At 45.4% G+C, this 23,140-nt stretch carries 37 protein-coding genes; 31 read left to right on the top strand and 6 right to left on the bottom strand.

The window, feature by feature from the left end:
* Window positions 1–3: 3 nt before the first annotated feature.
* On the bottom strand, window positions 4–1,011 hold the full coding sequence (gene cytR / locus J4N40_RS15155) for a DNA-binding transcriptional regulator CytR (RefSeq protein WP_005379543.1): 1,008 nt from the start codon (window positions 1,009–1,011) through the stop codon (window positions 4–6).
* 324 nt (window positions 1,012–1,335) lie between these two features.
* On the bottom strand, window positions 1,336–3,540 hold the full coding sequence (priA, locus tag J4N40_RS15150; RefSeq protein ID WP_132936724.1) for a primosomal protein N': 2,205 nt from the start codon (window positions 3,538–3,540) through the stop codon (window positions 1,336–1,338).
* Window positions 3,541–3,835: 295 nt separating this feature from the next.
* On the opposite strand from priA, the gene rpmE reads away from it, so the two are divergent.
* From rpmE to rplQ, 29 genes are all read left to right on the top strand, one after another.
* Entirely contained in the window at window positions 3,836–4,057 is a 222-nt protein-coding gene (gene rpmE, locus J4N40_RS15145) for a 50S ribosomal protein L31 (RefSeq protein ID WP_005379546.1), read from the top strand.
* Between the two features lie 455 nt (window positions 4,058–4,512).
* Window positions 4,513–4,824: a 30S ribosomal protein S10 gene (gene rpsJ, locus J4N40_RS15140; RefSeq protein WP_004410492.1), complete on the top strand. Its 312-nt coding sequence runs from the start codon at window positions 4,513–4,515 to the stop codon at window positions 4,822–4,824.
* Window positions 4,825–4,838: 14 nt separating this feature from the next.
* Window positions 4,839–5,468 carry a 50S ribosomal protein L3 gene (gene rplC, locus J4N40_RS15135; protein ID WP_005379555.1) on the top strand — a complete coding sequence of 210 codons (630 nt, stop codon included), beginning with the start codon at window positions 4,839–4,841 and terminating at the stop codon, window positions 5,466–5,468.
* A gap of 17 nt (window positions 5,469–5,485) precedes the next feature.
* Window positions 5,486–6,088, top strand: a complete 603-nt coding sequence (gene rplD, locus J4N40_RS15130; RefSeq protein ID WP_005379556.1) for a 50S ribosomal protein L4 — start codon at window positions 5,486–5,488, stop codon at window positions 6,086–6,088.
* On the top strand, window positions 6,085–6,387 hold the full coding sequence (gene rplW, locus J4N40_RS15125; RefSeq protein ID WP_004398471.1) for a 50S ribosomal protein L23: 303 nt from the start codon (window positions 6,085–6,087) through the stop codon (window positions 6,385–6,387). Before rplD ends, rplW begins: the two co-directional genes overlap by 4 nt.
* Window positions 6,388–6,402: 15 nt before the next feature.
* Window positions 6,403–7,227, top strand: coding sequence for a 50S ribosomal protein L2 (rplB, locus tag J4N40_RS15120; RefSeq protein WP_005383168.1), 825 nt, complete (start codon window positions 6,403–6,405; stop codon window positions 7,225–7,227).
* A gap of 21 nt (window positions 7,228–7,248) precedes the next feature.
* On the top strand, window positions 7,249–7,527 hold the full coding sequence (gene rpsS / locus J4N40_RS15115) for a 30S ribosomal protein S19 (protein ID WP_004394525.1): 279 nt from the start codon (window positions 7,249–7,251) through the stop codon (window positions 7,525–7,527).
* Between the two features lie 10 nt (window positions 7,528–7,537).
* Window positions 7,538–7,870: a 50S ribosomal protein L22 gene (rplV, locus tag J4N40_RS15110; protein ID WP_005383164.1), complete on the top strand. Its 333-nt coding sequence runs from the start codon at window positions 7,538–7,540 to the stop codon at window positions 7,868–7,870.
* An 18-nt stretch (window positions 7,871–7,888) separates the two neighbouring features.
* The gene (gene rpsC / locus J4N40_RS15105) at window positions 7,889–8,587 is read left to right on the top strand and encodes a 30S ribosomal protein S3 (protein WP_005383161.1); all 699 of its coding nucleotides are present in this window, start codon (window positions 7,889–7,891) and stop codon (window positions 8,585–8,587) included.
* Between the two features lie 11 nt (window positions 8,588–8,598).
* Complete coding sequence (gene rplP / locus J4N40_RS15100; protein ID WP_005379577.1) at window positions 8,599–9,009, top strand: 50S ribosomal protein L16; 411 nt, start codon at window positions 8,599–8,601, stop codon at window positions 9,007–9,009.
* Entirely contained in the window at window positions 9,009–9,200 is a 192-nt protein-coding gene (rpmC, locus tag J4N40_RS15095) for a 50S ribosomal protein L29 (RefSeq protein WP_005379576.1), read from the top strand. The genes rplP and rpmC overlap by 1 nt, the downstream gene beginning before the upstream one ends.
* Window positions 9,200–9,454: a 30S ribosomal protein S17 gene (gene rpsQ / locus J4N40_RS15090; protein WP_005379575.1), complete on the top strand. Its 255-nt coding sequence runs from the start codon at window positions 9,200–9,202 to the stop codon at window positions 9,452–9,454. Before rpmC ends, rpsQ begins: the two co-directional genes overlap by 1 nt.
* Before the next feature lie 162 nt (window positions 9,455–9,616).
* A complete protein-coding gene (gene rplN / locus J4N40_RS15085) occupies window positions 9,617–9,988 on the top strand; it encodes a 50S ribosomal protein L14 (protein ID WP_004410450.1) in 372 nt (123 codons plus the stop codon).
* Between the two features lie 13 nt (window positions 9,989–10,001).
* Window positions 10,002–10,319 (top strand): 50S ribosomal protein L24, encoded by a 318-nt coding sequence (gene rplX / locus J4N40_RS15080; protein ID WP_005379574.1) that lies wholly within the window; start codon window positions 10,002–10,004, stop codon window positions 10,317–10,319.
* A gap of 23 nt (window positions 10,320–10,342) precedes the next feature.
* Window positions 10,343–10,882, top strand: coding sequence for a 50S ribosomal protein L5 (gene rplE / locus J4N40_RS15075; protein WP_005379573.1), 540 nt, complete (start codon window positions 10,343–10,345; stop codon window positions 10,880–10,882).
* Window positions 10,883–10,899: 17 nt separating this feature from the next.
* A complete protein-coding gene (gene rpsN / locus J4N40_RS15070; RefSeq protein ID WP_004410442.1) occupies window positions 10,900–11,205 on the top strand; it encodes a 30S ribosomal protein S14 in 306 nt (101 codons plus the stop codon).
* A gap of 29 nt (window positions 11,206–11,234) precedes the next feature.
* Entirely contained in the window at window positions 11,235–11,627 is a 393-nt protein-coding gene (rpsH, locus tag J4N40_RS15065) for a 30S ribosomal protein S8 (RefSeq protein WP_005379572.1), read from the top strand.
* Window positions 11,628–11,640: 13 nt separating this feature from the next.
* The gene (gene rplF, locus J4N40_RS15060) at window positions 11,641–12,174 is read left to right on the top strand and encodes a 50S ribosomal protein L6 (RefSeq protein ID WP_005379570.1); all 534 of its coding nucleotides are present in this window, start codon (window positions 11,641–11,643) and stop codon (window positions 12,172–12,174) included.
* A gap of 9 nt (window positions 12,175–12,183) precedes the next feature.
* Window positions 12,184–12,537 (top strand): 50S ribosomal protein L18, encoded by a 354-nt coding sequence (gene rplR, locus J4N40_RS15055; RefSeq protein ID WP_005379568.1) that lies wholly within the window; start codon window positions 12,184–12,186, stop codon window positions 12,535–12,537.
* Window positions 12,538–12,551: 14 nt separating this feature from the next.
* Window positions 12,552–13,055, top strand: a complete 504-nt coding sequence (gene rpsE / locus J4N40_RS15050; RefSeq protein ID WP_004745894.1) for a 30S ribosomal protein S5 — start codon at window positions 12,552–12,554, stop codon at window positions 13,053–13,055.
* Window positions 13,056–13,062: 7 nt separating this feature from the next.
* Window positions 13,063–13,239, top strand: a complete 177-nt coding sequence (gene rpmD / locus J4N40_RS15045) for a 50S ribosomal protein L30 (protein ID WP_005379565.1) — start codon at window positions 13,063–13,065, stop codon at window positions 13,237–13,239.
* Window positions 13,240–13,244: 5 nt separating this feature from the next.
* Window positions 13,245–13,679: a 50S ribosomal protein L15 gene (rplO, locus tag J4N40_RS15040; protein WP_005383155.1), complete on the top strand. Its 435-nt coding sequence runs from the start codon at window positions 13,245–13,247 to the stop codon at window positions 13,677–13,679.
* A gap of 20 nt (window positions 13,680–13,699) precedes the next feature.
* Window positions 13,700–15,034, top strand: a complete 1,335-nt coding sequence (secY, locus tag J4N40_RS15035; protein WP_005379562.1) for a preprotein translocase subunit SecY — start codon at window positions 13,700–13,702, stop codon at window positions 15,032–15,034.
* Window positions 15,035–15,072: 38 nt separating this feature from the next.
* A complete protein-coding gene (gene rpmJ, locus J4N40_RS15030) occupies window positions 15,073–15,186 on the top strand; it encodes a 50S ribosomal protein L36 (protein ID WP_000868186.1) in 114 nt (37 codons plus the stop codon).
* A gap of 149 nt (window positions 15,187–15,335) precedes the next feature.
* Window positions 15,336–15,692, top strand: a complete 357-nt coding sequence (gene rpsM / locus J4N40_RS15025; RefSeq protein ID WP_005383154.1) for a 30S ribosomal protein S13 — start codon at window positions 15,336–15,338, stop codon at window positions 15,690–15,692.
* A gap of 18 nt (window positions 15,693–15,710) precedes the next feature.
* Window positions 15,711–16,100, top strand: coding sequence for a 30S ribosomal protein S11 (rpsK, locus tag J4N40_RS15020; protein WP_001118870.1), 390 nt, complete (start codon window positions 15,711–15,713; stop codon window positions 16,098–16,100).
* A gap of 27 nt (window positions 16,101–16,127) precedes the next feature.
* Window positions 16,128–16,748, top strand: a complete 621-nt coding sequence (rpsD, locus tag J4N40_RS15015; RefSeq protein WP_005383146.1) for a 30S ribosomal protein S4 — start codon at window positions 16,128–16,130, stop codon at window positions 16,746–16,748.
* 24 nt (window positions 16,749–16,772) lie between these two features.
* Window positions 16,773–17,765: a DNA-directed RNA polymerase subunit alpha gene (locus J4N40_RS15010; protein ID WP_005383143.1), complete on the top strand. Its 993-nt coding sequence runs from the start codon at window positions 16,773–16,775 to the stop codon at window positions 17,763–17,765.
* Between the two features lie 26 nt (window positions 17,766–17,791).
* Window positions 17,792–18,172 carry a 50S ribosomal protein L17 gene (gene rplQ / locus J4N40_RS15005; protein ID WP_005383141.1) on the top strand — a complete coding sequence of 127 codons (381 nt, stop codon included), beginning with the start codon at window positions 17,792–17,794 and terminating at the stop codon, window positions 18,170–18,172.
* Window positions 18,173–18,307: 135 nt separating this feature from the next.
* On the opposite strand, the gene J4N40_RS15000 is transcribed toward rplQ, so the two are convergent.
* Together J4N40_RS15000 and bamJ are read right to left on the bottom strand one after the other, a co-directional pair.
* Window positions 18,308–18,787, bottom strand: coding sequence for a DUF2780 domain-containing protein (locus J4N40_RS15000; RefSeq protein WP_017820297.1), 480 nt, complete (start codon window positions 18,785–18,787; stop codon window positions 18,308–18,310).
* Window positions 18,788–18,940: 153 nt separating this feature from the next.
* On the bottom strand, window positions 18,941–19,561 hold the full coding sequence (gene bamJ / locus J4N40_RS14995; protein WP_250654300.1) for a BamJ family beta-barrel-assembly machinery protein: 621 nt from the start codon (window positions 19,559–19,561) through the stop codon (window positions 18,941–18,943).
* A gap of 232 nt (window positions 19,562–19,793) precedes the next feature.
* Between bamJ and J4N40_RS14990 the strand changes: the two genes are divergently transcribed.
* A complete protein-coding gene (locus J4N40_RS14990; RefSeq protein WP_017820296.1) occupies window positions 19,794–20,390 on the top strand; it encodes a LysM-like peptidoglycan-binding domain-containing protein in 597 nt (198 codons plus the stop codon).
* A gap of 89 nt (window positions 20,391–20,479) precedes the next feature.
* Here the strand turns inward: J4N40_RS14990 and J4N40_RS14985 are convergent, their stop codons facing one another.
* Complete coding sequence (locus J4N40_RS14985) at window positions 20,480–20,941, bottom strand: GNAT family N-acetyltransferase (protein WP_085569734.1); 462 nt, start codon at window positions 20,939–20,941, stop codon at window positions 20,480–20,482.
* Between the two features lie 142 nt (window positions 20,942–21,083).
* On the opposite strand from J4N40_RS14985, the gene dbpA reads away from it, so the two are divergent.
* Complete coding sequence (gene dbpA / locus J4N40_RS14980; protein ID WP_005379583.1) at window positions 21,084–22,463, top strand: ATP-dependent RNA helicase DbpA; 1,380 nt, start codon at window positions 21,084–21,086, stop codon at window positions 22,461–22,463.
* Window positions 22,464–22,517: 54 nt separating this feature from the next.
* On the opposite strand, the gene J4N40_RS14975 is transcribed toward dbpA, so the two are convergent.
* Window positions 22,518–23,096, bottom strand: coding sequence for a Crp/Fnr family transcriptional regulator (locus tag J4N40_RS14975; RefSeq protein ID WP_033906009.1), 579 nt, complete (start codon window positions 23,094–23,096; stop codon window positions 22,518–22,520).
* Window positions 23,097–23,140: the final 44 nt, after the last annotated feature.

Here is a 23,140-nt window from a genome sequence, read left to right as displayed (position 1 = left end):
AGGTTAAGGGCGCTGTGGTGGCGCTGCACTTCCACGAATGACGAGATTAGTTTCAAGCAGACGTGAGCCTGAATGCACGTCGTGGCCTTTTAACATCTCGAGCATCATTAGCATCGCTTGTCGACCAATCTCATAGCGAGGTTGAGAGATGGTGGTCAACGGTGGATCGCAGTACTGAGCGAAGTTAATGTCATCAAAGCCCACAACAGAGAGATCTTGCGGTACTCGTAAGCCAAGCTTTTTCGCTTCTTGAATTGCGCCGATGGCCATTGTGTCACAGTGACAGAAAATAGCCGTTGGTGGTTCTGGCAATTCGAGCAGTTTACGAACGGCTTTTGCTCCGCCATCAAAAGAGAACTCAGTAATGACACTATATTGCGGATCTTTATTGATGCCGGCACGGCGCAGGGCTTGTTGGTAGCCTTGCTGGCGGAATTGACACAATATTGCTGTATCTGGTCCAGAGATTTGAGCAATGCGTTTATGACCTAATTGGGTCAGGTAATTCACCGCTTCAAATGCTGAGGTCAGGTTATCAATATGTACTGTCGGAAGCTCGAGTTCAGGCGCAAATTCACACGCCATTACCATCGGAGGTAAGTTCTTTTGCTCTGGCTTACTGACATCGAATGGTAGATCTGTACCAAGCAGTAGCATTCCATCTGCCTGCTTAGTAAATACGAGGTTAACGAAAGAGCTTTCGCGTTTCTTCTGTTGTCCGCTATCACCCAACAGGACTAGATAGCCATGTTCCATGGCTGCATCTTCAATACCGCGAATAATTTCAGAAAAATAAGGATCACAGATGTCGGGAACGATAGTAACAATGGTTTTTGATTCGTTTCTACGTAAGTTACGCGCTAATGAGTTTGGAGAATAACCCGCTTCAAGTACGGCATCTTCTACTCTCTTTCTTGTAGAAGAAGAGACTTTCTCTGGATTCATTAAGGCTCGAGATACCGTAGCCGTAGACACTCCCGCAAGCTGGGCAACATCCTTCATTGTCGCCATAGTTTTTAACCTCTCATTTATTTTTTGCCAAGATGACGTTATTCCGGTTTGAAATCAGAGTAATCAAACCGAGTTAGAGCTGTGTTTGCTCTTCGCTCAGTTCGTGTTAACGAGTGGGAAAATGGATTCTTCACCGCGATATCAATTTGTGGGAATAGTCATTGTTTTAATCTAAGCCTGTGCAAACAAGTCACTTTAGACTTTTCTAATTTGGATAGTCTATTCATTTCTAAAGTGAAAGTTACGGTCTGTTTAACAAAAATTGCAATCTTGGCGTGATCCTGGTCACATTAAATGGTAATTCATTACATAGTTAAACGTTTGCTAGCTGAGATCTTGTGGTTCTATGTCTAAATTCCAGCGCACTTTCTTAGCATTTGGCAACAACTCAATAGCAGGTTTGGCACTGGTTAATAACTTTTGCATCAATGAACGATGCTGAGTTTGCAGTAATAGTTGCCAACGGTATTTACCAGCCCGCTTGGCCAAAGGTGAAGGAGTTGGGCCTAACACCATGCAGGAATCATCGAACAGAGGGTGTGACTCTAACGTAAAGCGAACCTGACGCAGGAAGTCTTCAACTACCTCACTTTGGTTCGCCTCTGCTTTAAACAGAGTCAAGAAACTATAAGGCGGAAGCTGAGCCAGTTTGCGTTCTTCCAGAGCAGTCATAGCAAAGTGGCGATAGTCTTTTTGAAGTAGGGCCTGCAGCAAGCTGTGCTCAGGATGGTGGGTTTGTAGGATAACCTCGCCAGGTTTACTTGCGCGGCCGGCACGACCTGCGACTTGAATAAACAACTGCGCTAGTCGCTCGGAAGCGCGGAAGTCACTACTATAGAGAGAGCCATCAACATCCAAAAGAGCAACGAGTGTTACATTTGGAAAATGGTGCCCCTTAGCCAGCATTTGGGTGCCAATCAGAATTTGATGTTCACCTTTACGAATCGATTCAAGGGCATCTTCCAAACTACCTTTGCGACGTGTGCTGTCTCTGTCGATGCGAATGGCGTTGTATTCTGGAAATAACTGAGCCAATTGTTGTTCGAGTTGTTCCGTTCCTACGCCGACGGTAACCAGTTGAGTTGAACCACACCCCTGACATTGATGAATTACCGGTTGTTGTGAGCCGCAGTGATGGCAGCGTATTTCGTTGCTGTAATGGTGGAACGTATAGTACGCATCACAACGTTTACATTCTGCAATCCAACCGCATTCATGGCACATCAAAGCGGGCGAAAAGCCTCGGCGGTTAAGAAACAACATTACTTGATTGCCCGCTTTTAAATGCTTGCGCATCTCGGCAATCAGTTGGGCAGATAAGCCACTTTCTAAATACTGACCTTTTACATCTAACACTTTATTAGTGGTTGGCACGGCAGAGCCAGCTCGTTGGGTTAGTGTTAAATGGTGATATTTGCCTGACAAGGCATTGTGCAATGTCTCCAGTGCAGGTGTGGCTGAGCCCAGAACAATCGGAACTTGTTCTTTATGAGCGCGCATTACAGCAACATCGCGTGCATGATAACGCAAGCTATCTTGCTGTTTGTAAGAGGTGTCATGTTCCTCGTCCACAATGATAATCCCGAGATCAGCAAAAGGCGCGAGTAGGGCAGAGCGTGTGCCGATAATGATTCCGGCCGCTTTGTCGCGTGCAGAAAGCCACGCATTCAGACGCTCCGTCTCGTTTAACCCGGAGTGGATGACGTCAACTGGCACATTAAAACGGCGTTTAAAGCGGTTGATGGTTTGGGGCGTTAAGCCAATCTCTGGTACTAAAACCAAGGCTTGTTTCCCTTGCTCTAAAACTGGCTTGATAAGGTTTAAGTAAACTTCGGTTTTACCAGAGCCAGTTACTCCCTCTAATAAATAGCAAGCAAAGCCTGTTTGGCTATTTACACTTGCAATAGCCAGCGCTTGTTCGTGGTTGAGCTTTGGCTTCTCGACGTCGCATTCAACGTGCTGTCCCCACTGGGTGATTACAGGCTTCTTCTCGATACGTTCAATCCAGCCTTTCTCTTCTAAAGACTTTAGTACTGTTGAGGCTATCTCTTGGTCGACAAATTCCTGGTGAGGCAAAGCGCCGTTAACCAACATTTGCAAGACCTTCTGTTGTTTGACCGCTCGACGATCAAGCCCTTGCATCAGCTTGTCTTTACCGGATTCGGTAATTTGCCACTCTTGTAGCGTCGCAAAATCTGCAGGCTTTCCTTTACGTAGAGCTGCTGGCATCGCATTGTGTAGCGTATCTCCAAGTGGGTATTGGTAGAACTGGCTGCACCAAGTCAGCAACGAATAAAGCTTTTCAGACCATATCGGCTGAGAATCAAGAACTGCTTTGATTGGCTTGAGTTGATCTTTGGGAAAGTCCGAGTGATTAACCATTGCGGTGACGATGCCGACTAAGGTTTGGCGTCCAAAAGGCACGGAAACGCGTCCACCAATGATCGGAAACAGGTGCCCCGGAATGGCGTAATCAAATTGTTTGTCGAGCGGAACGGGTAATGCCACTCTAGCAATGGTTGGACGCATAAATTCTTAGCTATTAAAAAGAGGGAAAGGAAATGAGAGTCTATTAAAATCGGTATGGAAATTCGAGTAAAGCTATGTGATTCAGCGTGAATCGTGCCTCTATGATTAGTCTGGCTAAAAAAGTGGCGAAAAAGTTGCCAAATGTGTTGATCCGAACAATGTGATTCTTTACTATATCGCGCCTTGAGATATGGCTTCGGCAATTAGTTGATGCGGTATCCCATTTTATTATTAATTGCGTGTGGTGTGCGGCTTAGATTCGTATAGCGACACGGCCTACTATTGAGGTTATCCCATGAAAGCTGGTATCCACCCAGAATACAAAGCAGTAAAAGCGACTTGTTCTTGCGGCAACTCTTTTGAGTTCAACTCTACTCTAGGTAAAGAGTCTATCCACCTAGACGTATGTGACAAGTGTCACCCATTCTACACTGGTAAGCAACGTATCGTTGATACAGGCGGCCGTGTTGATCGCTTCAACAAGCGTTTCGGTGCACTATCAAGCGGTAAGAAATAATAGCAGCCGCTATTACGATTACAGTTTAGAAAAGGACGCTTCGGCGTCCTTTTTGTTTAATGGCTACCAAGCGAAGAGGGATGTATAGGGTTTGGAATATTCCCGATTATTTTTCACTCAGCGCTTGCAACCTAAAGTGTGATCTGTATAATGCAGCGCACTGGTTAAGCCAGTTGTGAACCAATGAGCAGTGAGGAGCGAGCAAATCTAAGGATTTGTGAGGTAATGTATACTCAGCTTATGTTCGCGGTTAATACAATTAGCTATCTTTTCTTCGGAAAAACTATCCTCAAAGGTGACTTTGGCATATAGGGATAGTTAATCGAAAATTAACTGACAATGCGTCCTAATCTTGGATGCTACGGTTTCACATAAATCAATCGGCATTCTCTCGTCTTGACGAGTTTGAGTGGCGATATTGTTTGTGTAATTTATTAAATTTGGAGCTCTGTCTCATGCAGAACCAACGTATCCGTATCCGCCTAAAAGCTTTCGATTACAAACTAATCGATGCTTCTACAGCGGAAATCGTTGAAACAGCTAAGCGCACTGGCGCACAGGTTCGTGGTCCAATCCCACTGCCAACTCGTAAAGAGCGTTTCACAGTTCTTATCTCTCCACACGTTAACAAGAAAGCACGTGACCAGTACGAAATCCGTACTCACAAGCGTCTAATCGACATCGTTGAGCCAACAGACAAGACTGTTGATGCTCTAATGCGTCTAGACCTTGCTGCGGGCGTTGACGTTCAAATTAGCCTAGGTTAAGGGAGATTAGAAGTATGATTGGTCTAATCGGTCGTAAAGTGGGCATGACCCGCGTATTTACTGAAGAAGGCGTTTCTATCCCAGTAACAGTTGTTGAGGTTGAAGCTAACCGTGTTTCTCAAGTGAAAACTCTTGAAACTGACGGCTACGCAGCAATCCAGGTTACAGCTGGTTCTAAGAAAGCTAACCGTGTAAACAAAGCTGAAGCAGGTCACTTTGCTAAAGCTGGCGTTGAAGCTGGTCGCGGTCTTTGGGAATTCCGTTTAGAAAACGGCGAAGAGTTCGAAGTTGGTTCAGAACTAACTGTTGAACTATTCAACGAAACTAAGAAAGTAGACGTTACTGGTACATCTAAGGGTAAAGGTTTCCAAGGCGCTGTTAAGCGTTGGAACTTCCGTACTCAAGATATGACTCACGGTAACTCATTGTCTCACCGTGCTCCTGGTTCTATCGGTCAATGTCAGACTCCAGGTCGCGTATTTAAAGGCAAGAAAATGGCAGGTCACATGGGTGCTGAGCGTGTAACGACTCAAAACCTAGAGATCGTACGTGTTGACGCTGAGCGCAACCTGCTTCTTATTAAAGGTGCAGTCCCAGGCGCAACTGGCGGCAACGTGATCGTTAAACCAGCTGTTAAAGCATAACGTCTCAGGAGTAAGTAATGGAACTAATGGTTAAAGGTGCCGATGCACTAACTGTTTCCGAAACTACTTTCGGACGTGAGTTTAACGAAGCTCTTGTACACCAAGTAGTTGTTGCGTACGCAGCAGGTGCTCGTCAAGGTACTCGTGCTCAAAAAACACGTTCAGAAGTTTCTGGCGGTGGCGCTAAGCCATGGCGTCAAAAAGGTACTGGCCGTGCGCGTGCTGGTACAATCCGTAGCCCAATCTGGCGTACAGGTGGTGTTACTTTTGCTGCGAAACCACAAGATCACAGCCAAAAAGTAAACAAAAAAATGTACCGTGGTGCTATGAAGAGCATTCTTTCTGAGCTTGTTCGTCAAGAGCGTCTAATCGTTGTTGATAACTTCTCAGTTGAAGCACCAAAGACTAAAGAGCTAGTTGCTAAGCTTAAAGAGCTTGAGCTAACTGACGCTCTAATCGTGACTAGCGAAGTAGATGAGAATCTATTCCTAGCTGCTCGTAACCTATACAAAGTTGACGCACGTGATGTTGCTGGTATCGATCCAGTATCTCTAATCGCGTTTGACAAAGTTGTAATGACTGCAGAAGCAGTTAAGCAAGTAGAGGAAATGCTAGCATGATCACTGAAGAGCGTATCCTAAAAGTTCTACGTGCACCGCACATCTCTGAAAAAGCAACTATGGCAGCTGAGAAAGCGAACACTATCGTTTTCAAAGTAGCTAAAGATGCGACTAAAAAAGAGATCAAAGCAGCTGTAGAAAAGCTATTTGAAGTTGAAGTTAAGTCTGTAAATACTCTTATCACTAAGGGTAAGACCAAACGTCAAGGTCTACGCCAAGGTCGCCGCAGCGACGTTAAGAAAGCGTACGTTACTTTGAAAGAAGGTCAAGATCTTGACTTCGTTGGCGGCGCGGAATAACAGGAGTAGTTAAAAATGGCTATTGTTAAATGTAAGCCGACTTCCCCTGGTCGTCGTCACGTTGTTAAAGTTGTTAACGCTGACCTACACAAGGGCAAGCCATACGCACCTCTTCTAGAGAAAAACTCTAAGAACGGTGGTCGTAACAACAAGGGTCGTATCACAGTACGTCACATCGGCGGTGGTCACAAGCACCACTACCGTGTAGTTGACTTCAAACGTACTAAAGATGGTATTCCAGCGACAGTTGAGCGTCTTGAATACGATCCAAACCGTAGCGCAAACATTGCTCTAGTTCTTTACAAAGACGGTGAGCGTCGCTACATCCTAGCACCTAAAGGTGTTGTAGCTGGTGATGTTATTCAGTCTGGTGTTGATGCACCAATCAAAGCTGGTAACACTCTACCAATGCGTAATATCCCAGTAGGTTCAACAGTACATAACGTTGAACTTAAGCCTGGTAAAGGTGGTCAGCTAGCTCGTTCGGCTGGTGCTTACGCTCAAATCGTTGCTCGCGACGGTGCGTACGTAACTATCCGTCTACGTTCTGGCGAGATGCGCAAAGTTCTTTCTGAAGGCCGTGCAACAATCGGTGAAGTTGGTAACTCTGAGCACATGCTACGTGAACTTGGTAAAGCAGGTGCATCACGTCATCGCGGTATCCGTCCAACGGTTCGTGGTGTTGTAATGAACCCGATTGACCACCCACATGGTGGTGGTGAAGGTCGTACTTCTGGTGGTCGTCACCCAGTATCTCCTTGGGGTATGCCTACTAAAGGCTTCAAGACTCGTAAGAACAAACGCACTGACAAGTACATCGTACGTCGTCGTAACAAGTAATCTATATAAAGAGGAATCGCCATGCCACGTTCTCTCAAGAAAGGTCCTTTTATTGACCTACACTTGCTGAAGAAGGTAGAGAAAGCGGTGGAAAGCGGAGACAAAAAGCCTATTAAGACTTGGTCCCGTCGTTCAATGATCATCCCTACGATGATCGGTTTGACCATCGCTGTCCATAATGGTCGTCAGCACGTACCAGTATTTGTAACTGATGAAATGATCGGTCACAAACTGGGTGAATTCGCACCAACACGTACTTACCGCGGTCACGCTGCGGATAAGAAAGCTAAGAAGCGCTAAGGAGTAGATAATGGAAGCAATTGCTAAACATAACTTTGCTCGCATTTCGCCTCAGAAAGCTCGCTTAGTTGCGGATCTAATCCGTGGTAAATCTGTTGACCAAGCTCTAGAAATCCTAACGTTCAGCAACAAAAAAGCTGCTGCACTAGTTAAGAAAGTTCTAGAGTCTGCTATCGCTAACGCGGAGCACAACGAAGGTGCAGATATTGACGATCTGAATGTCGCAAAAATCTTTGTAGATGAAGGCCCAACCATGAAGCGTATTATGCCTCGTGCTAAAGGTCGTGCGGATCGTATCTTGAAGCGTTCAAGCCACATCACTGTTGTTGTAGCAGATCGCTAGAGACTAGGAGAGTAAGCAATGGGTCAAAAAGTACATCCAAATGGTATTCGTCTAGGCATCGTTAAGCCTTGGAATGCTACATGGTTTGCTAACACCAAAGATTTCGCTGACAACCTAGACGGCGACTTCAAGGTACGTCAGTTCCTTACAAGTGAACTGAAAAAAGCGTCTCTATCACGTATCGTTATCGAGCGTCCTGCTAAGAGCATCCGTGTGACTATTCACACTGCTCGTCCAGGCGTTGTTATCGGTAAGAAAGGTGAAGACGTTGAGAAGCTACGCGCAGCTGTAGCTAAAATTGCAGGTGTACCAGCGCAAATTAACATCGCTGAAGTACGTAAGCCTGAACTAGATGCGCAACTTGTTGGTGACAGCATCGCGTCTCAGCTAGAGCGTCGTGTTATGTTCCGTCGTGCTATGAAGCGCGCAGTACAGAACGCAATGCGCCTAGGCGCTAAAGGTATCAAAGTGGAAGTAAGCGGTCGTCTAGGCGGCGCTGAAATCGCACGTTCAGAGTGGTACCGTGAAGGCCGTGTGCCTCTACACACTCTACGTGCTGACATTGATTACGCAACTTCTTCGGCTCACACTCAATACGGTGTGATCGGCATTAAAACTTGGATCTTCAAAGGTGAAATCCTAGGTGGTATGCCAGCAGCTAACGCTGTAGAGCCTAAAGGCGACAAGCCTAAGAAGCAGCGTAAAGGCCGTAAGTAAGGAGTCGACAGATGCTACAACCTAAACGTACTAAGTTCCGTAAGGTTCAGACTGGTCGTAACCGTGGTCTAGCTAAAGGTACTGATGTAAGCTTCGGCGAATTCGGTCTTAAAGCTGTTGGCCGTGGTCGTCTAACTGCTCGTCAAATCGAAGCGGCACGTCGTGCAATGACACGTCACGTTAAGCGTCAAGGTAAAATCTGGATCCGTGTGTTCCCAGACAAACCAATCACAGAAAAACCACTTGAAGTTCGTCAAGGTAAGGGTAAAGGTAACGTTGAGTACTGGGTAGCCCAAATCCAACCTGGTAAGGTTATGTACGAAATGGGTGGTGTACCTGAAGAATTGGCACGTGAAGCGTTCCGTCTTGCGGCACGTAAACTGCCTTTCAAAACTACATTTGTAACTAAGCAGGTGATGTGATGAAAGCACAAGATCTACGCGAGAAAAGCGTTGAAGAGCTTAACGCTGAGCTAATGAATTTGCTACGCGAACAGTTCAACTTGCGCATGCAAGCTGCGACTGGTCAACTACAGCAAACTCATACTCTGAAAGCTGTACGCCGTGATATCGCACGTGTGAAAACTGTTTTGACTGAGAAGGCAGGCGCATAATGAGCGAAGTAAAACGTACTCAACAAGGTCGTGTTGTTAGCGACAAGATGGACAAGTCTATCACTGTTGCTATCGAACGTTTCGTAAAACACCCAATCTACGGTAAATACGTAAAACGTACGACTAAAGTACACGCACATGACGAGAACAACGAGTGTGGCCTAGGCGACACAGTTGAAATCGCAGAGTGTCGTCCACTGTCTAAGACTAAGTCTTGGACTTTGGTAAAAGTTCTAGAAAAGGCGAAGATTTAATCTCGTTAATTCTATGAAACTAAAGCGGCTCCAAAATATTTTTGGAGCCGTTTATTTTTTGACTACCCAATCACAAAAAAGGGTGGTACAATTCGCGTCCCTTTTAAAGAGGCAGCCCGACCCGTGATGGGTCTAGTTATTAATATTTAGCGGAGCACTAACATGATCCAAATGCAAAGTATGCTGGACGCAGCTGATAACTCAGGCGCACGCAGCGTAATGTGTATTAAGGTTCTGGGTGGCTCTCACCGCCGTTATGCACATATCGGTGACGTCATCAAAGTTACTGTGAAGGAAGCAATCCCTCGCGGTAAAGTTAAAAAAGGTGATGTTCTGAAGGCGGTGGTAGTGCGCACCCGTAAAGGCGTACGTCGTCCTGACGGTTCTGTCATTCGCTTCGACCGAAATGCTTGCGTATTGCTAAACGACAATACTGAGCAACCAATCGGTACACGTATCTTTGGTCCTGTGACACGCGAACTTCGTGGCGATAAGTTCATGAAGATCGTTTCACTGGCTCCAGAAGTTCTGTAAGGAGCACGTAGAAATGGCAGCTAAAATCCGTCGTAATGACGAAGTAATCGTTCTTGCTGGTAAAGACAAAGGCAAGAAAGGTAAAGTAACTAAGGTTCTAGCAACTGGTAAAGTTATCGTTGAAGGTATCAACCTAGTTAAGAAACATCAGAAACCTGTTCCAGCTATGGGTATCCAAGGCGGTATCGTAGAGCAAGAAGCAGCTATCGACGTTTCTAACGTGGCTATCTTTAACGCAGCTACTGGTAAAGCTGACCGTATCGGTTTCCGTTTTGAAGACGGCAAAAAAGTTCGTTTCTTCAAGTCTAACGGCGAAACCGTTTCTAACTAATAGAAGTAATTTGGAGTTCTACTATGGCGAAACTGCATGATTACTACAAGTCGTCTGTAGTCGCTGAACTGACCAAACAGTTCGGTTACACAAGCGTCATGCAAGTCCCTAGAATCGAGAAAATCACCCTAAACATGGGTGTTGGTGAAGCAATCAACGATAAGAAACTGCTAGAAAATGCAGCGTCTGATATGGCAACGATCTCTGGTCAAAAGCCACTTATCACAAAAGCGCGCAAATCTGTTGCAGGTTTCAAAATCCGTGAAGGCTACCCTATCGGTTGTAAAGTAACCTTGCGTGGCGAACGTATGTGGGATTTTCTTGAGCGTTTAATTAACATCGCTCTTCCACGTGTACGTGACTTCCGTGGTGTTAGCGCTAAGTCTTTTGACGGTCGCGGTAACTACAGCATGGGCGTTCGCGAGCAAATCATCTTCCCGGAAATCGACTTTGATAAAGTTGATCGAGTACGCGGTCTAGACATCACTATTACGACGTCTGCTGGTACTGATGAGGAAGGCCGTGCTCTGCTGGCTGCCTTTAACTTCCCATTCCGTAAGTAAGGTGAAGGGTTACTGTTATGGCTAAAAATTCAATGAAAGCACGTGAAGCAAAACGTGCGAAGCTAGTAGCTAAGTTCGCTGAAAAGCGTGCAGCGCTAAAAGCTATCATCAGCGATGTAAACGCATCTGAAGAAGATCGTTGGAACGCGGTTCTTACACTGCAATCTCTTCCACGTGATTCAAGTGCATCACGTCAGCGCAACCGTTGCAACCAAACTGGTCGTCCACACGGTTACCTACGTAAGTTCGGTCTAAGCCGTATTAAGGTTCGTGAAGCTTGCATGAAAGGCGAGATTCCGGGTCTTCGTAAGGCTAGCTGGTAATTGCCACTTAATCATTTGGAGTAAATCATATGAGCATGCAAGATCCGATTTCGGATATGCTGACCCGTGTTCGTAACGGTCAGGCAGCAAACAAAGTTGCTGTAAAAATGCCTTCTTCAAAGCTTAAAGTTGCAATTGCTGCACTACTAAAAGCTGAAGGTTACATCGTTGACTTCGCTGTTGAAGGCGAAGCAAAACCTGAGCTAGAAGTTACACTTAAGTACTTCCAAGCTAAACCAGTAATCGAGCAACTTAAACGTGTTTCTCGTCCAGGTCTACGTGTTTACAAGAAGAAAGATGAACTTCCTTCTGTAATGGGTGGTCTTGGTATTGCTATCGTTTCTACTTCCAAGGGTCTTATGTCAGACCGCGCTGCACGTAAAGCAGGTCTTGGTGGTGAAATCATCGCTTACGTAGCTTAATAAGGAGTAGACTATGTCTCGTGTTGCAAAAGCACCTGTCGCTATTCCAGCTGGCGTAGAGGTGAAACTAAACGGCCAAGAAATCACTGTAAAAGGTGCGAAAGGCGAACTAACTCGCGTTCTTAACAACGCAGTTGTAATCGCTCAGGAAGAAAATAACCTGACTTTCGGTCCTAAAGAAGGTGTTGCTAACGCATGGGCTCAAGCAGGTACTGCTCGCGCTCTAGTTAACAACATGGTTGTTGGTGTTACTGAAGGCTTTACTAAGAAGCTAACTCTTAAAGGTGTAGGTTACCGTGCTGCTATCAAAGGCAACGCTGTAGGTCTAACACTAGGCTTCTCACACCCAGTTGAGCACGAGTTGCCAGCGGGTATTAAAGCTGAATGTCCAAGCCAAACTGAAATCGTGATCACTGGTGCTGACAAGCAACTAGTTGGTCAAGTTGCGGCTGACATTCGTTCTTACCGTGAGCCTGAGCCATACAAAGGCAAAGGTGTTCGTTACGCAGATGAAAATGTGCGTACTAAAGAAGCTAAGAAGAAGTAAGGTAACACTATGGATAAGAAAGCATCTCGCATCCGTCGTGCTACACGTGCACGTCGTAAGATTGCAGAACTGGGTGCGACTCGCCTAGTTGTACACCGTACTCCTCGTCACGTGTACGCACAGGTTATCGCGGCTAACGGCTCTGAGGTTATCGCAGCAGCTTCTACTGTAGAAAAAGCGATCCGTGAGCAAGTGAAATACACTGGTAACGTTGATGCAGCTAAAGCAGTGGGTAAAGCTATTGCTGAGCGCGCTCTAGAGAAGGGCGTAACTGCAGTTGCATTTGATCGTTCTGGTTTCCAATACCACGGTCGAGTAGCGGCGCTAGCAGAATCTGCTCGCGAAGCTGGTCTGAAATTCTAAGGTAGGGTTGGAAGATGGCTAAAGAACAACAAGTTCAAGCGAATGATTTGCAAGAAAAGCTAATCGCAGTTAACCGTGTTTCTAAAACGGTTAAAGGTGGTCGAATCATGAGCTTCACTGCACTAACAGTAGTTGGTGACGGTAACGGTCGTGTAGGTTTCGGTTACGGCAAAGCTCGTGAAGTACCTGCAGCGATTCAAAAAGCAATGGAAAAAGCGCGTCGTAACATGACTACGATCGCTCTAAACGAAGGCACTCTTCACCACCCAGTGAAAGGTCGCCATTCGGGCTCTAAAGTTTACATGCAGCCTGCTGCAGAAGGTACTGGTGTTATCGCAGGTGGTGCGATGCGTGCAGTACTAGAAGTTGCTGGTGTACACAACGTACTATCTAAAGCGTACGGTTCTACGAACCCTATCAACATCGTTCGTGCAACGATCGATGCACTAGGTAGCATGAAGTCACCAGAAATGGTTGCTGCTAAACGTGGTCTAACTGTTGAATCTATTTCGGAGTAAGAACACCATGGCAACTATTAAAGTAACTCAAACTAAAAGCTCAATTGGTCGTCTGCCAAAGCACAAAGCTACTTTGCGCGGTCTAGGTCTTCGTAAAATCAACCACACAGTAGAACTTGAAGATACTCCGTGTATTCGCGGTATGATCAACAAGGTTTACTACATGGTTAAAGTTGAGGAGTAATCAGAATGCGTTTGAATACTCTAGCACCGGCTGCTGGCGCGAAAACTTCTGCGAAGCGAGTAGGTCGTGGTATCGGTTCAGGCCTAGGTAAAACTGGTGGCCGTGGTCACAAAGGTCAAAAATCACGTTCTGGCGGCAGTGTTCGTCCAGGTTTCGAAGGCGGTCAGATGCCTCTGAAACAACGTCTACCAAAATTCGGTTTCACTTCTCGTAAGAGCCTAGTGTCTGCTGAAGTTCGTCTAGCTGAGCTAGCGAAAGTTTCTGGTGACGTAGTTGATCTAAACAGTCTTAAAGCTGCTAACATCATCACTAAGAACATCGAATTTGTAAAAGTTGTTCTTTCTGGTGAAATCAACAAAGCAGTGACTGTTAAAGGTCTACGTGTGACTAAAGGCGCTAAAGCTGCAATCGAAGCTGCAGGCGGTAAAATCGAGGAATAATCTCGAGGAACGAGGTACAGATGGCTAAGAAACCAGGACAAGATTTTCGTAGTGCTCAGAGCGGCTTAAGTGAACTAAAGTCGCGCTTGTTATTCGTAATTGGTGCACTTTTAGTATTCCGAGCCGGCTCTTTTGTGCCGATTCCTGGTATTGACGCTGCTGTACTTGCCGATTTGTTCGAACAGCAAAAAGGTACCATCGTTGAAATGTTTAACATGTTCTCCGGTGGTGCTCTTGAGCGTGCATCTATATTAGCATTGGGCATCATGCCGTATATTTCGGCATCTATTGTTGTCCAATTGCTAACTGTAGTTCATCCAGCGTTAGCTGAACTCAAAAAAGAGGGTGAAGCAGGCCGTCGTAAGATAAGCCAATACACACGCTACGGCACGCTTGTACTTGCAACCTTCCAAGCTATAGGTATTGCAACTGGCCTACCAAACATGGTCGACAATCTGGTTGTTATCAACCAAACCATGTTTACGCTAATTGCTACCGTAAGTTTAGTAACCGGTACCATGTTCTTGATGTGGTTAGGTGAACAAATTACAGAGCGCGGAATTGGTAACGGTATTTCGATACTGATTTTTGCAGGTATTGTTGCTGGATTGCCTTCTGCAATCGGTCAAACAATCGAGCAAGCGCGTCAAGGTGAATTGCATGTACTTCTTCTGTTGCTAATCGCGGTATTAGCTTTTGCAGTAATTTACTTCGTTGTTTTCATGGAACGTGGTCAACGCCGAATCGTCGTTAACTATGCGAAACGTCAACAAGGTCGTAAAGTATTTGCTGCGCAAAGCTCGCACTTGCCTCTTAAAATTAACATGGCAGGTGTAATTCCAGCGATTTTTGCATCAAGTATTATCTTGTTCCCAGGAACATTGGCTCAGTGGTTTGGTCAAAACGGTGAGAGCAGCGCGTTCGGTTGGTTAACTGACGTGTCTTTGGCTCTTAGCCCAGGTCAACCGTTGTATGTAATGCTTTATGCAGCAGCAATTATCTTCTTCTGTTTCTTCTACACGGCGTTGGTTTTCAACCCGCGTGAAACAGCAGATAACTTGAAGAAGTCTGGTGCATTCGTACCCGGTATCCGCCCAGGTGAGCAGACAGCGAAATACATTGATAAAGTAATGACACGTTTAACCCTTGCTGGTGCACTGTACATTACCTTTATCTGTCTGATTCCCGAGTTCATGATGGTCGCGTGGAACGTACGTTTCTACTTCGGCGGTACATCGCTACTAATCGTAGTTGTTGTAATTATGGACTTTATGGCACAGGTACAGACTCATCTGATGTCTCAACAGTATGATTCTGTGTTGAAGAAAGCGAATCTGAAAGGCTACGGCCGTTAATCCGGCGGTAGACTCAGTTTCATTTACGGAGTTTAGCAATGAAAGTTCGTGCTTCCGTTAAAAAAATCTGCCGTAACTGTAAAGTAATCAAGCGTAACGGTGTCGTTCGCGTGATTTGCAGTGAGCCAAAGCACAAACAGCGCCAAGGCTAATTAGCAGAAATTTTTACTTGAAAATGAAGGTTGGGTCGAGTATATTCCTCGGCCTACCTTTTGCGTGCAAAAGAAGTAGTATTCCGCAGCGTATCCATAACGGGCTTTGCTGCGGCTAATTCTTTTATAGAAACACTTAGGAGTGAATAATGGCCCGTATAGCAGGCATTAACATTCCTGATCAGAAACATGCAGTAATCGCTCTAACAGCGATCTACGGCATCGGTAAAACTCGCTCTCAAGCTATCCTAGCTGAAGTGGGTATTGCTGAAAATGTTAAGATCAGTGAACTAACTGAAGAGCAGATCGATCAACTGCGTGATGGTGTAGCTAAGTACACTGTAGAAGGTGATCTACGTCGTGAAGTATCTATGAACATCAAGCGTCTTATGGACCTTGGCTGTTACCGTGGTCTTCGTCATCGTCGCAGTCTACCACTACGTGGACAGCGTACTAAAACCAACGCTCGCACCCGTAAGGGTCCGCGTAAGCCGATCAAGAAATAATCGGGAAGGTAGAGTACAATGGCTAAACAACCAACTCGCGCTCGTAAGCGCGTACGCAAGCAAGTTGCAGATGGCGTTGCGCACATCCATGCTTCTTTCAATAACACAATCGTAACCATTACTGACCGTCAAGGTAACGCTCTTGCATGGGCTACTGCAGGTGGTTCTGGTTTCCGTGGTTCTCGTAAGTCTACTCCGTTCGCTGCACAGGTTGCTGCTGAGCGTTGTGCTGAAATGGCTAAAGAATACGGCCTAAAGAACTTGGAAGTTATGGTTAAGGGTCCTGGTCCAGGTCGCGAATCTACTGTTCGTGCACTAAACGCCGCTGGTTTCCGCATCACAAACATCGTTGATGCTACACCAATCCCTCATAACGGTTGTCGTCCACCTAAGAAACGTCGCGTATAACGTTTCTAGGACAATTGGAGAAGAATCATGGCAAGATATTTGGGTCCTAAGCTGAAGCTTAGCCGTCGTGAAGGCACTGACTTATTCCTTAAGTCTGGTGTTCGCGCGATCGATACCAAGTGTAAAATTGATAACGCACCAGGTGTACACGGCGCTCGTCGCGGTCGTCTATCTGAGTATGGCGTTCAGCTTCGTGAGAAGCAAAAAGTACGTCGTATGTACGGCGTTCTAGAAAAACAATTCCGTAACTACTACAAAGAAGCTGCTCGCCTAAAAGGCAACACTGGTGAAAACCTACTTCAGCTTCTTGAAGGTCGTCTTGATAACGTAGTTTACCGCATGGGCTTTGGCGCAACTCGCGCAGAAGCACGTCAGCTAGTTAGCCACAAAGCTATCCTAGTAAACGGTAAAGTTGTAAACGTTCCTTCTTTCAAAGTAGCGGCTAATGACGTTGTTTCTATTCGCGAGAAAGCTAAACAGCAAGCTCGTATCAAAGCTGCTCTAGAAGTTGCTGAACAACGTGAAAAACCAACTTGGATTGAAGTAGATGGTGGCAAGATGGAAGGTACATTCAAGCGTATGCCTGAGCGTTCTGATCTATCAGCTGACATCAACGAACAATTGATCGTCGAGCTTTACTCTAAGTAAGGTTTAAACTAAAGAGAGGACACAATGCAGGGTTCTGTAACAGAATTTCTTAAGCCACGTCTAGTTGACATCGAACAAATCAGCTCGACTCACGCAAAAGTAACTCTTGAGCCATTAGAGCGTGGCTTTGGTCATACTCTGGGTAATGCACTTCGCCGCATCCTTCTATCTTCTATGCCAGGTTGTGCTGTAACAGAAGTAGAAATTGAAGGCGTACTTCATGAGTACAGCACGAAAGAAGGCGTTCAAGAAGATATTCTTGAAATTCTTCTAAACCTTAAAGGTTTGGCTGTGCGCGTTGCCGAAGGCAAAGATGAAGTGTTCATTACTTTGAACAAATCAGGCTCGGGCCCTGTGGTTGCAGGTGACATCACCCATGATGGTGATGTAGAGATCGCTAACCCTGAACACGTAATTTGTCACCTAACGGATGACAACGCTGAGATCGCAATGCGTATCAAAGTTGAACGTGGTCGTGGTTATGTTCCAGCTTCTGCGCGTATCCATAACGAAGAAGACGAGCGTCCTATCGGTCGCCTACTAGTAGATGCTACTTACAGCCCAGTAGACAAAATTGCCTACGCTGTAGAAGCAGCTCGTGTAGAACAGCGTACTGATCTAGACAAGCTTGTTATCGATATGGAAACAAACGGTACTCTAGAACCTGAGGAAGCAATCCGTCGTGCAGCTACAATCCTAGCTGAACAATTGGATGCATTCGTAGATCTTCGTGATGTACGAGTTCCTGAGGAGAAGGAAGAGAAGCCAGAATTCGATCCGATCCTACTGCGTCCTGTAGACGATCTTGAACTAACAGTTCGCTCTGCTAACTGTCTGAAAGCAGAAGCGATTCACTACATCGGTGATCTAGTACAACGTACCGAGGTTGAGCTACTTAAAACGCCTAACCTTGGTAAAAAGTCTCTTACTGAGATTAAAGACGTACTTGCGTCACGTGGTCTGTCTCTGGGCATGCGCCTAGAAAACTGGCCACCTGCATCAATCGCTGAAGATTAATCGATACTAGTTAGAAGGATTAGGTCATGCGCCATCGTAAGAGTGGTCGTCAACTCAACCGCAACAGCTCACATCGCAAAGCGATGTTCAGCAACATGGCTAGCTCTCTAGTACGTCATGAAGTTATCAAGACTACTTTGCCAAAAGCAAAAGAGCTACGTCGCGTAGTTGAGCCTTTGATTACACTAGCTAAGACTGACAGTGTTGCTAACCGTCGTCTAGCATTTGCACGTACTCGTGACAACGAAGTAGTTGCAAAACTATTTAACGAACTAGGTCCACGTTTTGCTGCTCGTCAGGGCGGTTACACTCGTATCCTAAAAGCTGGCTTCCGTGCTGGTGATAAAGCTCCAATGGCTTACATTGAGCTTGTAGATCGCCCAGCTGCTGAAGAAGCTGCTGAGTAATCAGTTCGTAAGAACGAGAAAGCCGAGCATTAGCTCGGCTTTTTTGTATCTGTAATTCAGTAAACCTTTATATCCAGCCTGCATTTATTTCAACCCATGCAGACTGGCAATTTAAAAAGTGATTATCACTTACGCTTATTTACTAGTATTCCACAATCCGCCCAACGAACTTAGAAGCCCTTCGCTAGCGCCTTGCTTGTTCAAGTAATCCAAGATGACTGGAGCAAACTGACTGATCATAGATGGGTCTAAACCTAACGTATCGAATGCACTTTTGACTGCACTGATATTCTCAATATTTCCTAGTAAGCTTTGTGCTCCTTGCAAGTTTGAAAGTCCAGGAATCAAAGACTGTAATTCACTACTATTTTCTTGCGAAAGCTGGCTTTGAGCCAAAGCGAGTAGCGCACCACTGCCTCCGGCTGCTTGCTCAGTGGATACTGGTAATTGGCTAGTTAGCATGTCTGTTAATGGAGATGACTCGGTGTTCAAGCTGCTGCCGACCATGTCCATCAGGCCACTTTCTTTACTTTTTTGAGTGACTGAATCTAAGAATGCGTGCGCACTACCAATGTTGATTGATAGGAGTGCTAGAGTTAGGAGTGTTTTACGCATAGTACCTCCAAAGGTTGAGCGTTTTTTAAAAGTGATTTTATTTTTAAAGGCTATCAGAGTGAAAGGTTCAGAGGTGAGAAAGTCTATTCAGTTTAGACAAAAAAACGGCGCTAGTGCGCCGTTTTATTTAATCATAATTGAAAATGGTTTCAATTAGATAATATCTAATAGTTCTACTTCGAAAACTAAAGCTGCAAATGGAGGGATAGCCGCACCAGCGCCACGCTCACCGTACGCAAGATCTTGTGGTACGTATAGCTTCCACTTAGAGCCAACAGGCATTAGTTGTAGTGCCTCTACCCAACCTTTGATTACACCTGTAACAGGGAATTCAGCAGGTTGACCGCGAGATACAGAGCTATCGAATACAGTACCGTCAGTTAGCTCACCGTGGTAGTGAACGCGAACTGAGCTTTCTGCTGTAGGAACTGCACCAGTACCTTCAGAAATGATTTCGTACTGAAGACCAGAGTCTAGAACGTTAACTTCAGGTCGTAGAGCGTTGTCTTTTAGGAACGCTTCGCCTTCTGCTGCCGCAATTTTTGCTGCTTCTTGGCGAGCTGTTTCTGCACGAGTGTGAAGTTCTTGTAGTGCTTTGTTGATTTCATCAATTTCGATTGATGGCATGTCACCAGTTAGTGCTGTTGCAATACCTGCTGCGATAGCATCAACGCTAAGACCTTCAAGACCAGAGCCTGCAAGTTGCTGACCCATTTGCAGACCAATGCCGTAGCTTGCTTTTTGTTCTGCAGTTTCAAGTTTAATTTCAGACATGAATGTCGCTCTTATTAGGAGTGATAAAGGTAACAGGATATCAGTTTCGAGCTTAGGTTTAAATGATTGCGACTGAATGCTTAATTGAGGCGACCAGGTTGTGACTTATCTCTTACTCCAAGTGAAATTTCTGCTAATTTAATCCCAATTCCATTTTAGTTTGGTGAAAAACATATACTCTCCGCGTCGGTATTTTTATACTGGCCGTAGAAGTATTAAGGGACTCATTACAATGAATCGTCGCAGAAAGAAAAAGCAGCAAGTCGACTATGTCGAATTGGTTAAACAAAAATTCGCTGCTATCGACTGGAAGCAGCCGTTCAACAAAGAGCAATGGTTGGAGCGTATACAGCCTGTTAAGCAGTTTTGGTTGCGTCTGCCTAAATTTCACCAGCGTGCTTTGATGGTCTTAGTGCCATTGATTCTGGTACTCCTTGTTATTCCTTTGCCTAATAAAACAGATCAACCAGTTGAGCAGACTGAGGTCGATCATCAACGCGTAGCGATTGAGCTGAACGCGCAGAGTTTAAGCCAGCAGAGAACCTCTCAGAACTCTGGACCGAAATCTGAAGATTGGAAAGAGTACACGGTTAAAAATGGTGATACATTAGCGCAGGTTTTCAGAAGTAATCAGCTCTCTATGGCGGATCTTAGCGCTCTGGTCAAAATAGAAGGCAGTGATAAGCCGCTAAGCCAAATAAAGCAGGGACAGTTGATTCGCTTTAAGCTTAGTGACGAAGGCGAGTTAGATATGCTACAGCTGGAAAAAAGCGGGCGGTCCGTTATGTTTTTCCGTTTATCGGATGGGACCTTTGGGCGTAACAAGTAAACGCTTCAAATGAAAAGACGCGAATATCGCGTCTTTTTAGTCAGTTTTTCATAGCGATTAGTTTTCATAGTAACCAATCGAATTGAAGCTTATAGCGCTACGGCTTCTTTCCGCATATCCACATGAGGGATACCATCTTCAAGATAGCACTCTGAGATAACCTTGAATCCATGACTTGCATAAAACTGGATGAGGTGTTCTTGAGCACCTATATCGATTGTCTGTCCTGGCCATAATGTTTCGCATTGTGCCAATGCCTTGTCCAATAACTTATGACCTAAGCCACCGCCTCGCGCGGTTTGCTTTGTCACCACTCGACCAATACTCACATTGTCATACGTGGTGCCTGCGGGCAGTAATCGTGCGCAAGCAACCAGTTCATCACCGTGATAGCCTATTAGATGATAAACGCCTTCCAGTGTGTCCTTACCATCTAGCTCAGGATAAGGGCAGGTTTGTTCAACAACGAATACATCTACACGCAATTTCATCATTTCATACAGCTGTGTGGTTGTTAGCTGAGCAAAGGGCAAAGTAATCCAAGTGAGCATGTTGTTATCCGTAATGAGAATAGAGTGACTGACTTTACTTTGTTTTGAGCTCATACTCATTAACAAAGGTTAATTAGCACTGGTTTTCCCACCAAATCTGGTGATAATGTGCCCTCTTTCCATCTCACCTGAGGATATCCCCGTGAGCAAACAAACATTCGATCAAGTTGGGCTTAACCCAGCGTTACTCGCCACACTTGATTCCCTGAACTATACCCACATGACGCCAATTCAAGCTTTGAGCTTGCCTGCAATCCTAAAACATCGTGATGTCATCGGGCAGGGTAAAACGGGCTCAGGTAAAACCGCTGCATTTGGTTTAGGGGTTTTATCGAACCTCAACGTCAAACGCTTTCGTGTCCAGTCATTAGTATTGTGTCCAACGCGTGAGCTTGCAGACCAAGTAGCGAAGGAAATTCGTACTTTAGGTCGCGGCATTCATAATATTAAAGTGCTTACTCTCTGCGGTGGGATGCCTATGGGGCCACAAATTGGTTCGCTGGAGCATGGTGCGCATATCCTAGTTGGTACTCCTGGTCGTATTTTGGATCACCTTGAAAAAGGCCGAATTGATCTTAGCGAACTGAATACCTTGGTGCTAGATGAAGCTGATCGCATGTTGGACATGGGGTTCCAAGACGCATTAGATGCAATCATCGATGCAGCGCCAAAGCAGCGTCAAACTCTACTTTTCAGTGCTACTTTTCCAGAAAAAATTGAGCAAATTGCGCAGCGTATAATGCAGACACCGGAAGTGATTAAGGTGGAATCGACGCATGATACCTCAAGCATTGCGCAGTACTTCTATAAAGTTGAAGGCTCGGAAGCACGTGATGAAGCATTGGCGAATTTGCTGCTGACTCACCAACCAGAGTCCGCGGTGGTTTTTTGTAATACCAAAAAAGAAGTTCAAAGTGTCGCAGATGAGTTGCATCACAAAGGATTCAGCGTTATCGATATCCACGGGGACTTAGAGCAGCGTGAACGCGACCAAGCATTGGTGCAGTTTGCTAACAAGAGTGTGTCTATCCTTGTTGCAACAGACGTTGCGGCGCGTGGTTTGGACGTTGATAATCTTGATGCTGTCTTTAACTTTGAGCTATCGCGCGATCCTGAGGTTCATGTGCACCGTATTGGTCGTACAGGTCGTGCGGGTAGTAAAGGTTTAGCGTTTAGCTTTTTTGGTGAGAAAGACGGTTTACGTGTAGCTCGTATTGAAGAATACCTAGAGATGGACGTGGTACCAGCAACATTGCCTGCCAAATCAAATCAGCAGCCATACCAAGCGAAGATGGTGACGATTAACATTGATGGCGGTAAGAAACAGAAAGTACGACCGGGTGATATTTTAGGTTGTTTGACAGGAAAAAATGGTATTCCAGGCTCTCAAGTCGGAAAGATTCACCTGTTCCCTGTGCGCGCTTATGTTGCCGTCGAAAAATCTGTGGCTAAAAAGGCTCTACAAACCATTAGTAACGGCAAGATGAAAGGGCGCCAGTTCCGGGCGCGAATTCTTAAATAGCTCAAATAGCAGAGAAAAAGCTCTTCGTTTGAAGAGCTTTTTTCTTTTTTGAGTTTATTTGAGAGTGTGATCTTTGGTTAAGCGTGCTTTGATTCGACTCAAACTGATTGGCGTAATGCCCAGGTAGGCCGCAATTTGACTATCGGTAATACGTTGCTTTAAATCTGGGTAATGAGCGCAAAATAATTGATATCGTTCCTCTGGAGAGTAGAGCAACATAAAGCGTTCTTTATTCTCTTTATTAACCAGTTGGTTTTCGAGTAGCTTTAAGTAAATGGCGTGCTTTTCTGCTCGCCAGTGATGCAACGTTTCAATTGGCAAGCAAAATAGCTGACAAGCGCTCAGCGTTTCCAATAAGTAAGGCGAAGGTTGGTCCTTTATTATGCTCTCAAACCCGATAACCCAGTCCTTCTCCCAATAAAATTCTTTACTGAATTCTTTGCCGTGCTCCGTGAGATAGCTTGCGTGGCATAACCCCTCAATGATGAAGTAAAGGTGTGAGCTCAACTCTCCTTGGTGATTAAGAATGTGGCGTGTAGGCAGTTCGAGCAACTCACCATTTTCAATAAGTTGGTTTGCTTCTGTCTCTAAAAAGCCATGATTGACTAAGTCTGAAAAAAGATCGCTGTGCATGTGATAACTCGGAAACGGTTTTCTTTATTTTAACGGGTTTTATT

Source organism: Vibrio sp. SCSIO 43097, from assembly GCF_023650755.1.
Classification (GTDB): domain Bacteria; phylum Pseudomonadota; class Gammaproteobacteria; order Enterobacterales; family Vibrionaceae; genus Vibrio; species Vibrio alginolyticus.
Note: the sequence above shows the minus strand (reverse complement) of the source record. Positions and strands in the feature narration are given on the sequence as shown.

Bases quoted from the DNA above. Each gene is read 5' to 3' on its own strand.
- rplB (WP_005383168.1), top strand. From the start codon at position 6,403: ATGGCTATTGTTAAATGTAAGCCGACTTCCCCTGGTCGTCGTCACGTT.
- rpsH (WP_005379572.1), top strand. From the start codon at position 11,235: ATGAGCATGCAAGATCCGATTTCGGATATGCTGACCCGTGTTCGTAAC.
- rpmC (WP_005379576.1), top strand. From the start codon at position 9,009: ATGAAAGCACAAGATCTACGCGAGAAAAGCGTTGAAGAGCTTAACGCT.
- rpsN (WP_004410442.1), top strand. From the start codon at position 10,900: ATGGCTAAAAATTCAATGAAAGCACGTGAAGCAAAACGTGCGAAGCTA.
- rpsQ (WP_005379575.1), top strand. From the start codon at position 9,200: ATGAGCGAAGTAAAACGTACTCAACAAGGTCGTGTTGTTAGCGACAAG.
- rpmE (WP_005379546.1), top strand. From the start codon at position 3,836: ATGAAAGCTGGTATCCACCCAGAATACAAAGCAGTAAAAGCGACTTGT.
- rplV (WP_005383164.1), top strand. From the start codon at position 7,538: ATGGAAGCAATTGCTAAACATAACTTTGCTCGCATTTCGCCTCAGAAA.
- J4N40_RS14975 (WP_033906009.1), bottom strand. From the start codon at position 23,096: ATGCACAGCGATCTTTTTTCAGACTTAGTCAATCATGGCTTTTTAGAG.
- J4N40_RS14990 (WP_017820296.1), top strand. From the start codon at position 19,794: ATGAATCGTCGCAGAAAGAAAAAGCAGCAAGTCGACTATGTCGAATTG.
- rpsS (WP_004394525.1), top strand. From the start codon at position 7,249: ATGCCACGTTCTCTCAAGAAAGGTCCTTTTATTGACCTACACTTGCTG.
- rpsJ (WP_004410492.1), top strand. From the start codon at position 4,513: ATGCAGAACCAACGTATCCGTATCCGCCTAAAAGCTTTCGATTACAAA.
- priA (WP_132936724.1), bottom strand. From the start codon at position 3,540: ATGCGTCCAACCATTGCTAGAGTGGCATTACCCGTTCCGCTCGACAAA.
- J4N40_RS15000 (WP_017820297.1), bottom strand. From the start codon at position 18,787: ATGCGTAAAACACTCCTAACTCTAGCACTCCTATCAATCAACATTGGT.
- rpsC (WP_005383161.1), top strand. From the start codon at position 7,889: ATGGGTCAAAAAGTACATCCAAATGGTATTCGTCTAGGCATCGTTAAG.
- rpsK (WP_001118870.1), top strand. From the start codon at position 15,711: ATGGCTAAACAACCAACTCGCGCTCGTAAGCGCGTACGCAAGCAAGTT.
- rpsM (WP_005383154.1), top strand. From the start codon at position 15,336: ATGGCCCGTATAGCAGGCATTAACATTCCTGATCAGAAACATGCAGTA.
- bamJ (WP_250654300.1), bottom strand. From the start codon at position 19,561: ATGTCTGAAATTAAACTTGAAACTGCAGAACAAAAAGCAAGCTACGGC.
- rplO (WP_005383155.1), top strand. From the start codon at position 13,245: ATGCGTTTGAATACTCTAGCACCGGCTGCTGGCGCGAAAACTTCTGCG.
- secY (WP_005379562.1), top strand. From the start codon at position 13,700: ATGGCTAAGAAACCAGGACAAGATTTTCGTAGTGCTCAGAGCGGCTTA.
- rpmD (WP_005379565.1), top strand. From the start codon at position 13,063: ATGGCAACTATTAAAGTAACTCAAACTAAAAGCTCAATTGGTCGTCTG.
- J4N40_RS15010 (WP_005383143.1), top strand. From the start codon at position 16,773: ATGCAGGGTTCTGTAACAGAATTTCTTAAGCCACGTCTAGTTGACATC.
- J4N40_RS14985 (WP_085569734.1), bottom strand. From the start codon at position 20,941: ATGCTCACTTGGATTACTTTGCCCTTTGCTCAGCTAACAACCACACAG.
- rplF (WP_005379570.1), top strand. From the start codon at position 11,641: ATGTCTCGTGTTGCAAAAGCACCTGTCGCTATTCCAGCTGGCGTAGAG.
- rplC (WP_005379555.1), top strand. From the start codon at position 4,839: ATGATTGGTCTAATCGGTCGTAAAGTGGGCATGACCCGCGTATTTACT.
- rpsD (WP_005383146.1), top strand. From the start codon at position 16,128: ATGGCAAGATATTTGGGTCCTAAGCTGAAGCTTAGCCGTCGTGAAGGC.
- cytR (WP_005379543.1), bottom strand. From the start codon at position 1,011: ATGGCGACAATGAAGGATGTTGCCCAGCTTGCGGGAGTGTCTACGGCT.
- rplE (WP_005379573.1), top strand. From the start codon at position 10,343: ATGGCGAAACTGCATGATTACTACAAGTCGTCTGTAGTCGCTGAACTG.
- rplX (WP_005379574.1), top strand. From the start codon at position 10,002: ATGGCAGCTAAAATCCGTCGTAATGACGAAGTAATCGTTCTTGCTGGT.
- rplP (WP_005379577.1), top strand. From the start codon at position 8,599: ATGCTACAACCTAAACGTACTAAGTTCCGTAAGGTTCAGACTGGTCGT.
- rplW (WP_004398471.1), top strand. From the start codon at position 6,085: ATGATCACTGAAGAGCGTATCCTAAAAGTTCTACGTGCACCGCACATC.
- rplD (WP_005379556.1), top strand. From the start codon at position 5,486: ATGGAACTAATGGTTAAAGGTGCCGATGCACTAACTGTTTCCGAAACT.
- rplN (WP_004410450.1), top strand. From the start codon at position 9,617: ATGATCCAAATGCAAAGTATGCTGGACGCAGCTGATAACTCAGGCGCA.
- rpmJ (WP_000868186.1), top strand. From the start codon at position 15,073: ATGAAAGTTCGTGCTTCCGTTAAAAAAATCTGCCGTAACTGTAAAGTA.
- rpsE (WP_004745894.1), top strand. From the start codon at position 12,552: ATGGCTAAAGAACAACAAGTTCAAGCGAATGATTTGCAAGAAAAGCTA.
- rplR (WP_005379568.1), top strand. From the start codon at position 12,184: ATGGATAAGAAAGCATCTCGCATCCGTCGTGCTACACGTGCACGTCGT.
- rplQ (WP_005383141.1), top strand. From the start codon at position 17,792: ATGCGCCATCGTAAGAGTGGTCGTCAACTCAACCGCAACAGCTCACAT.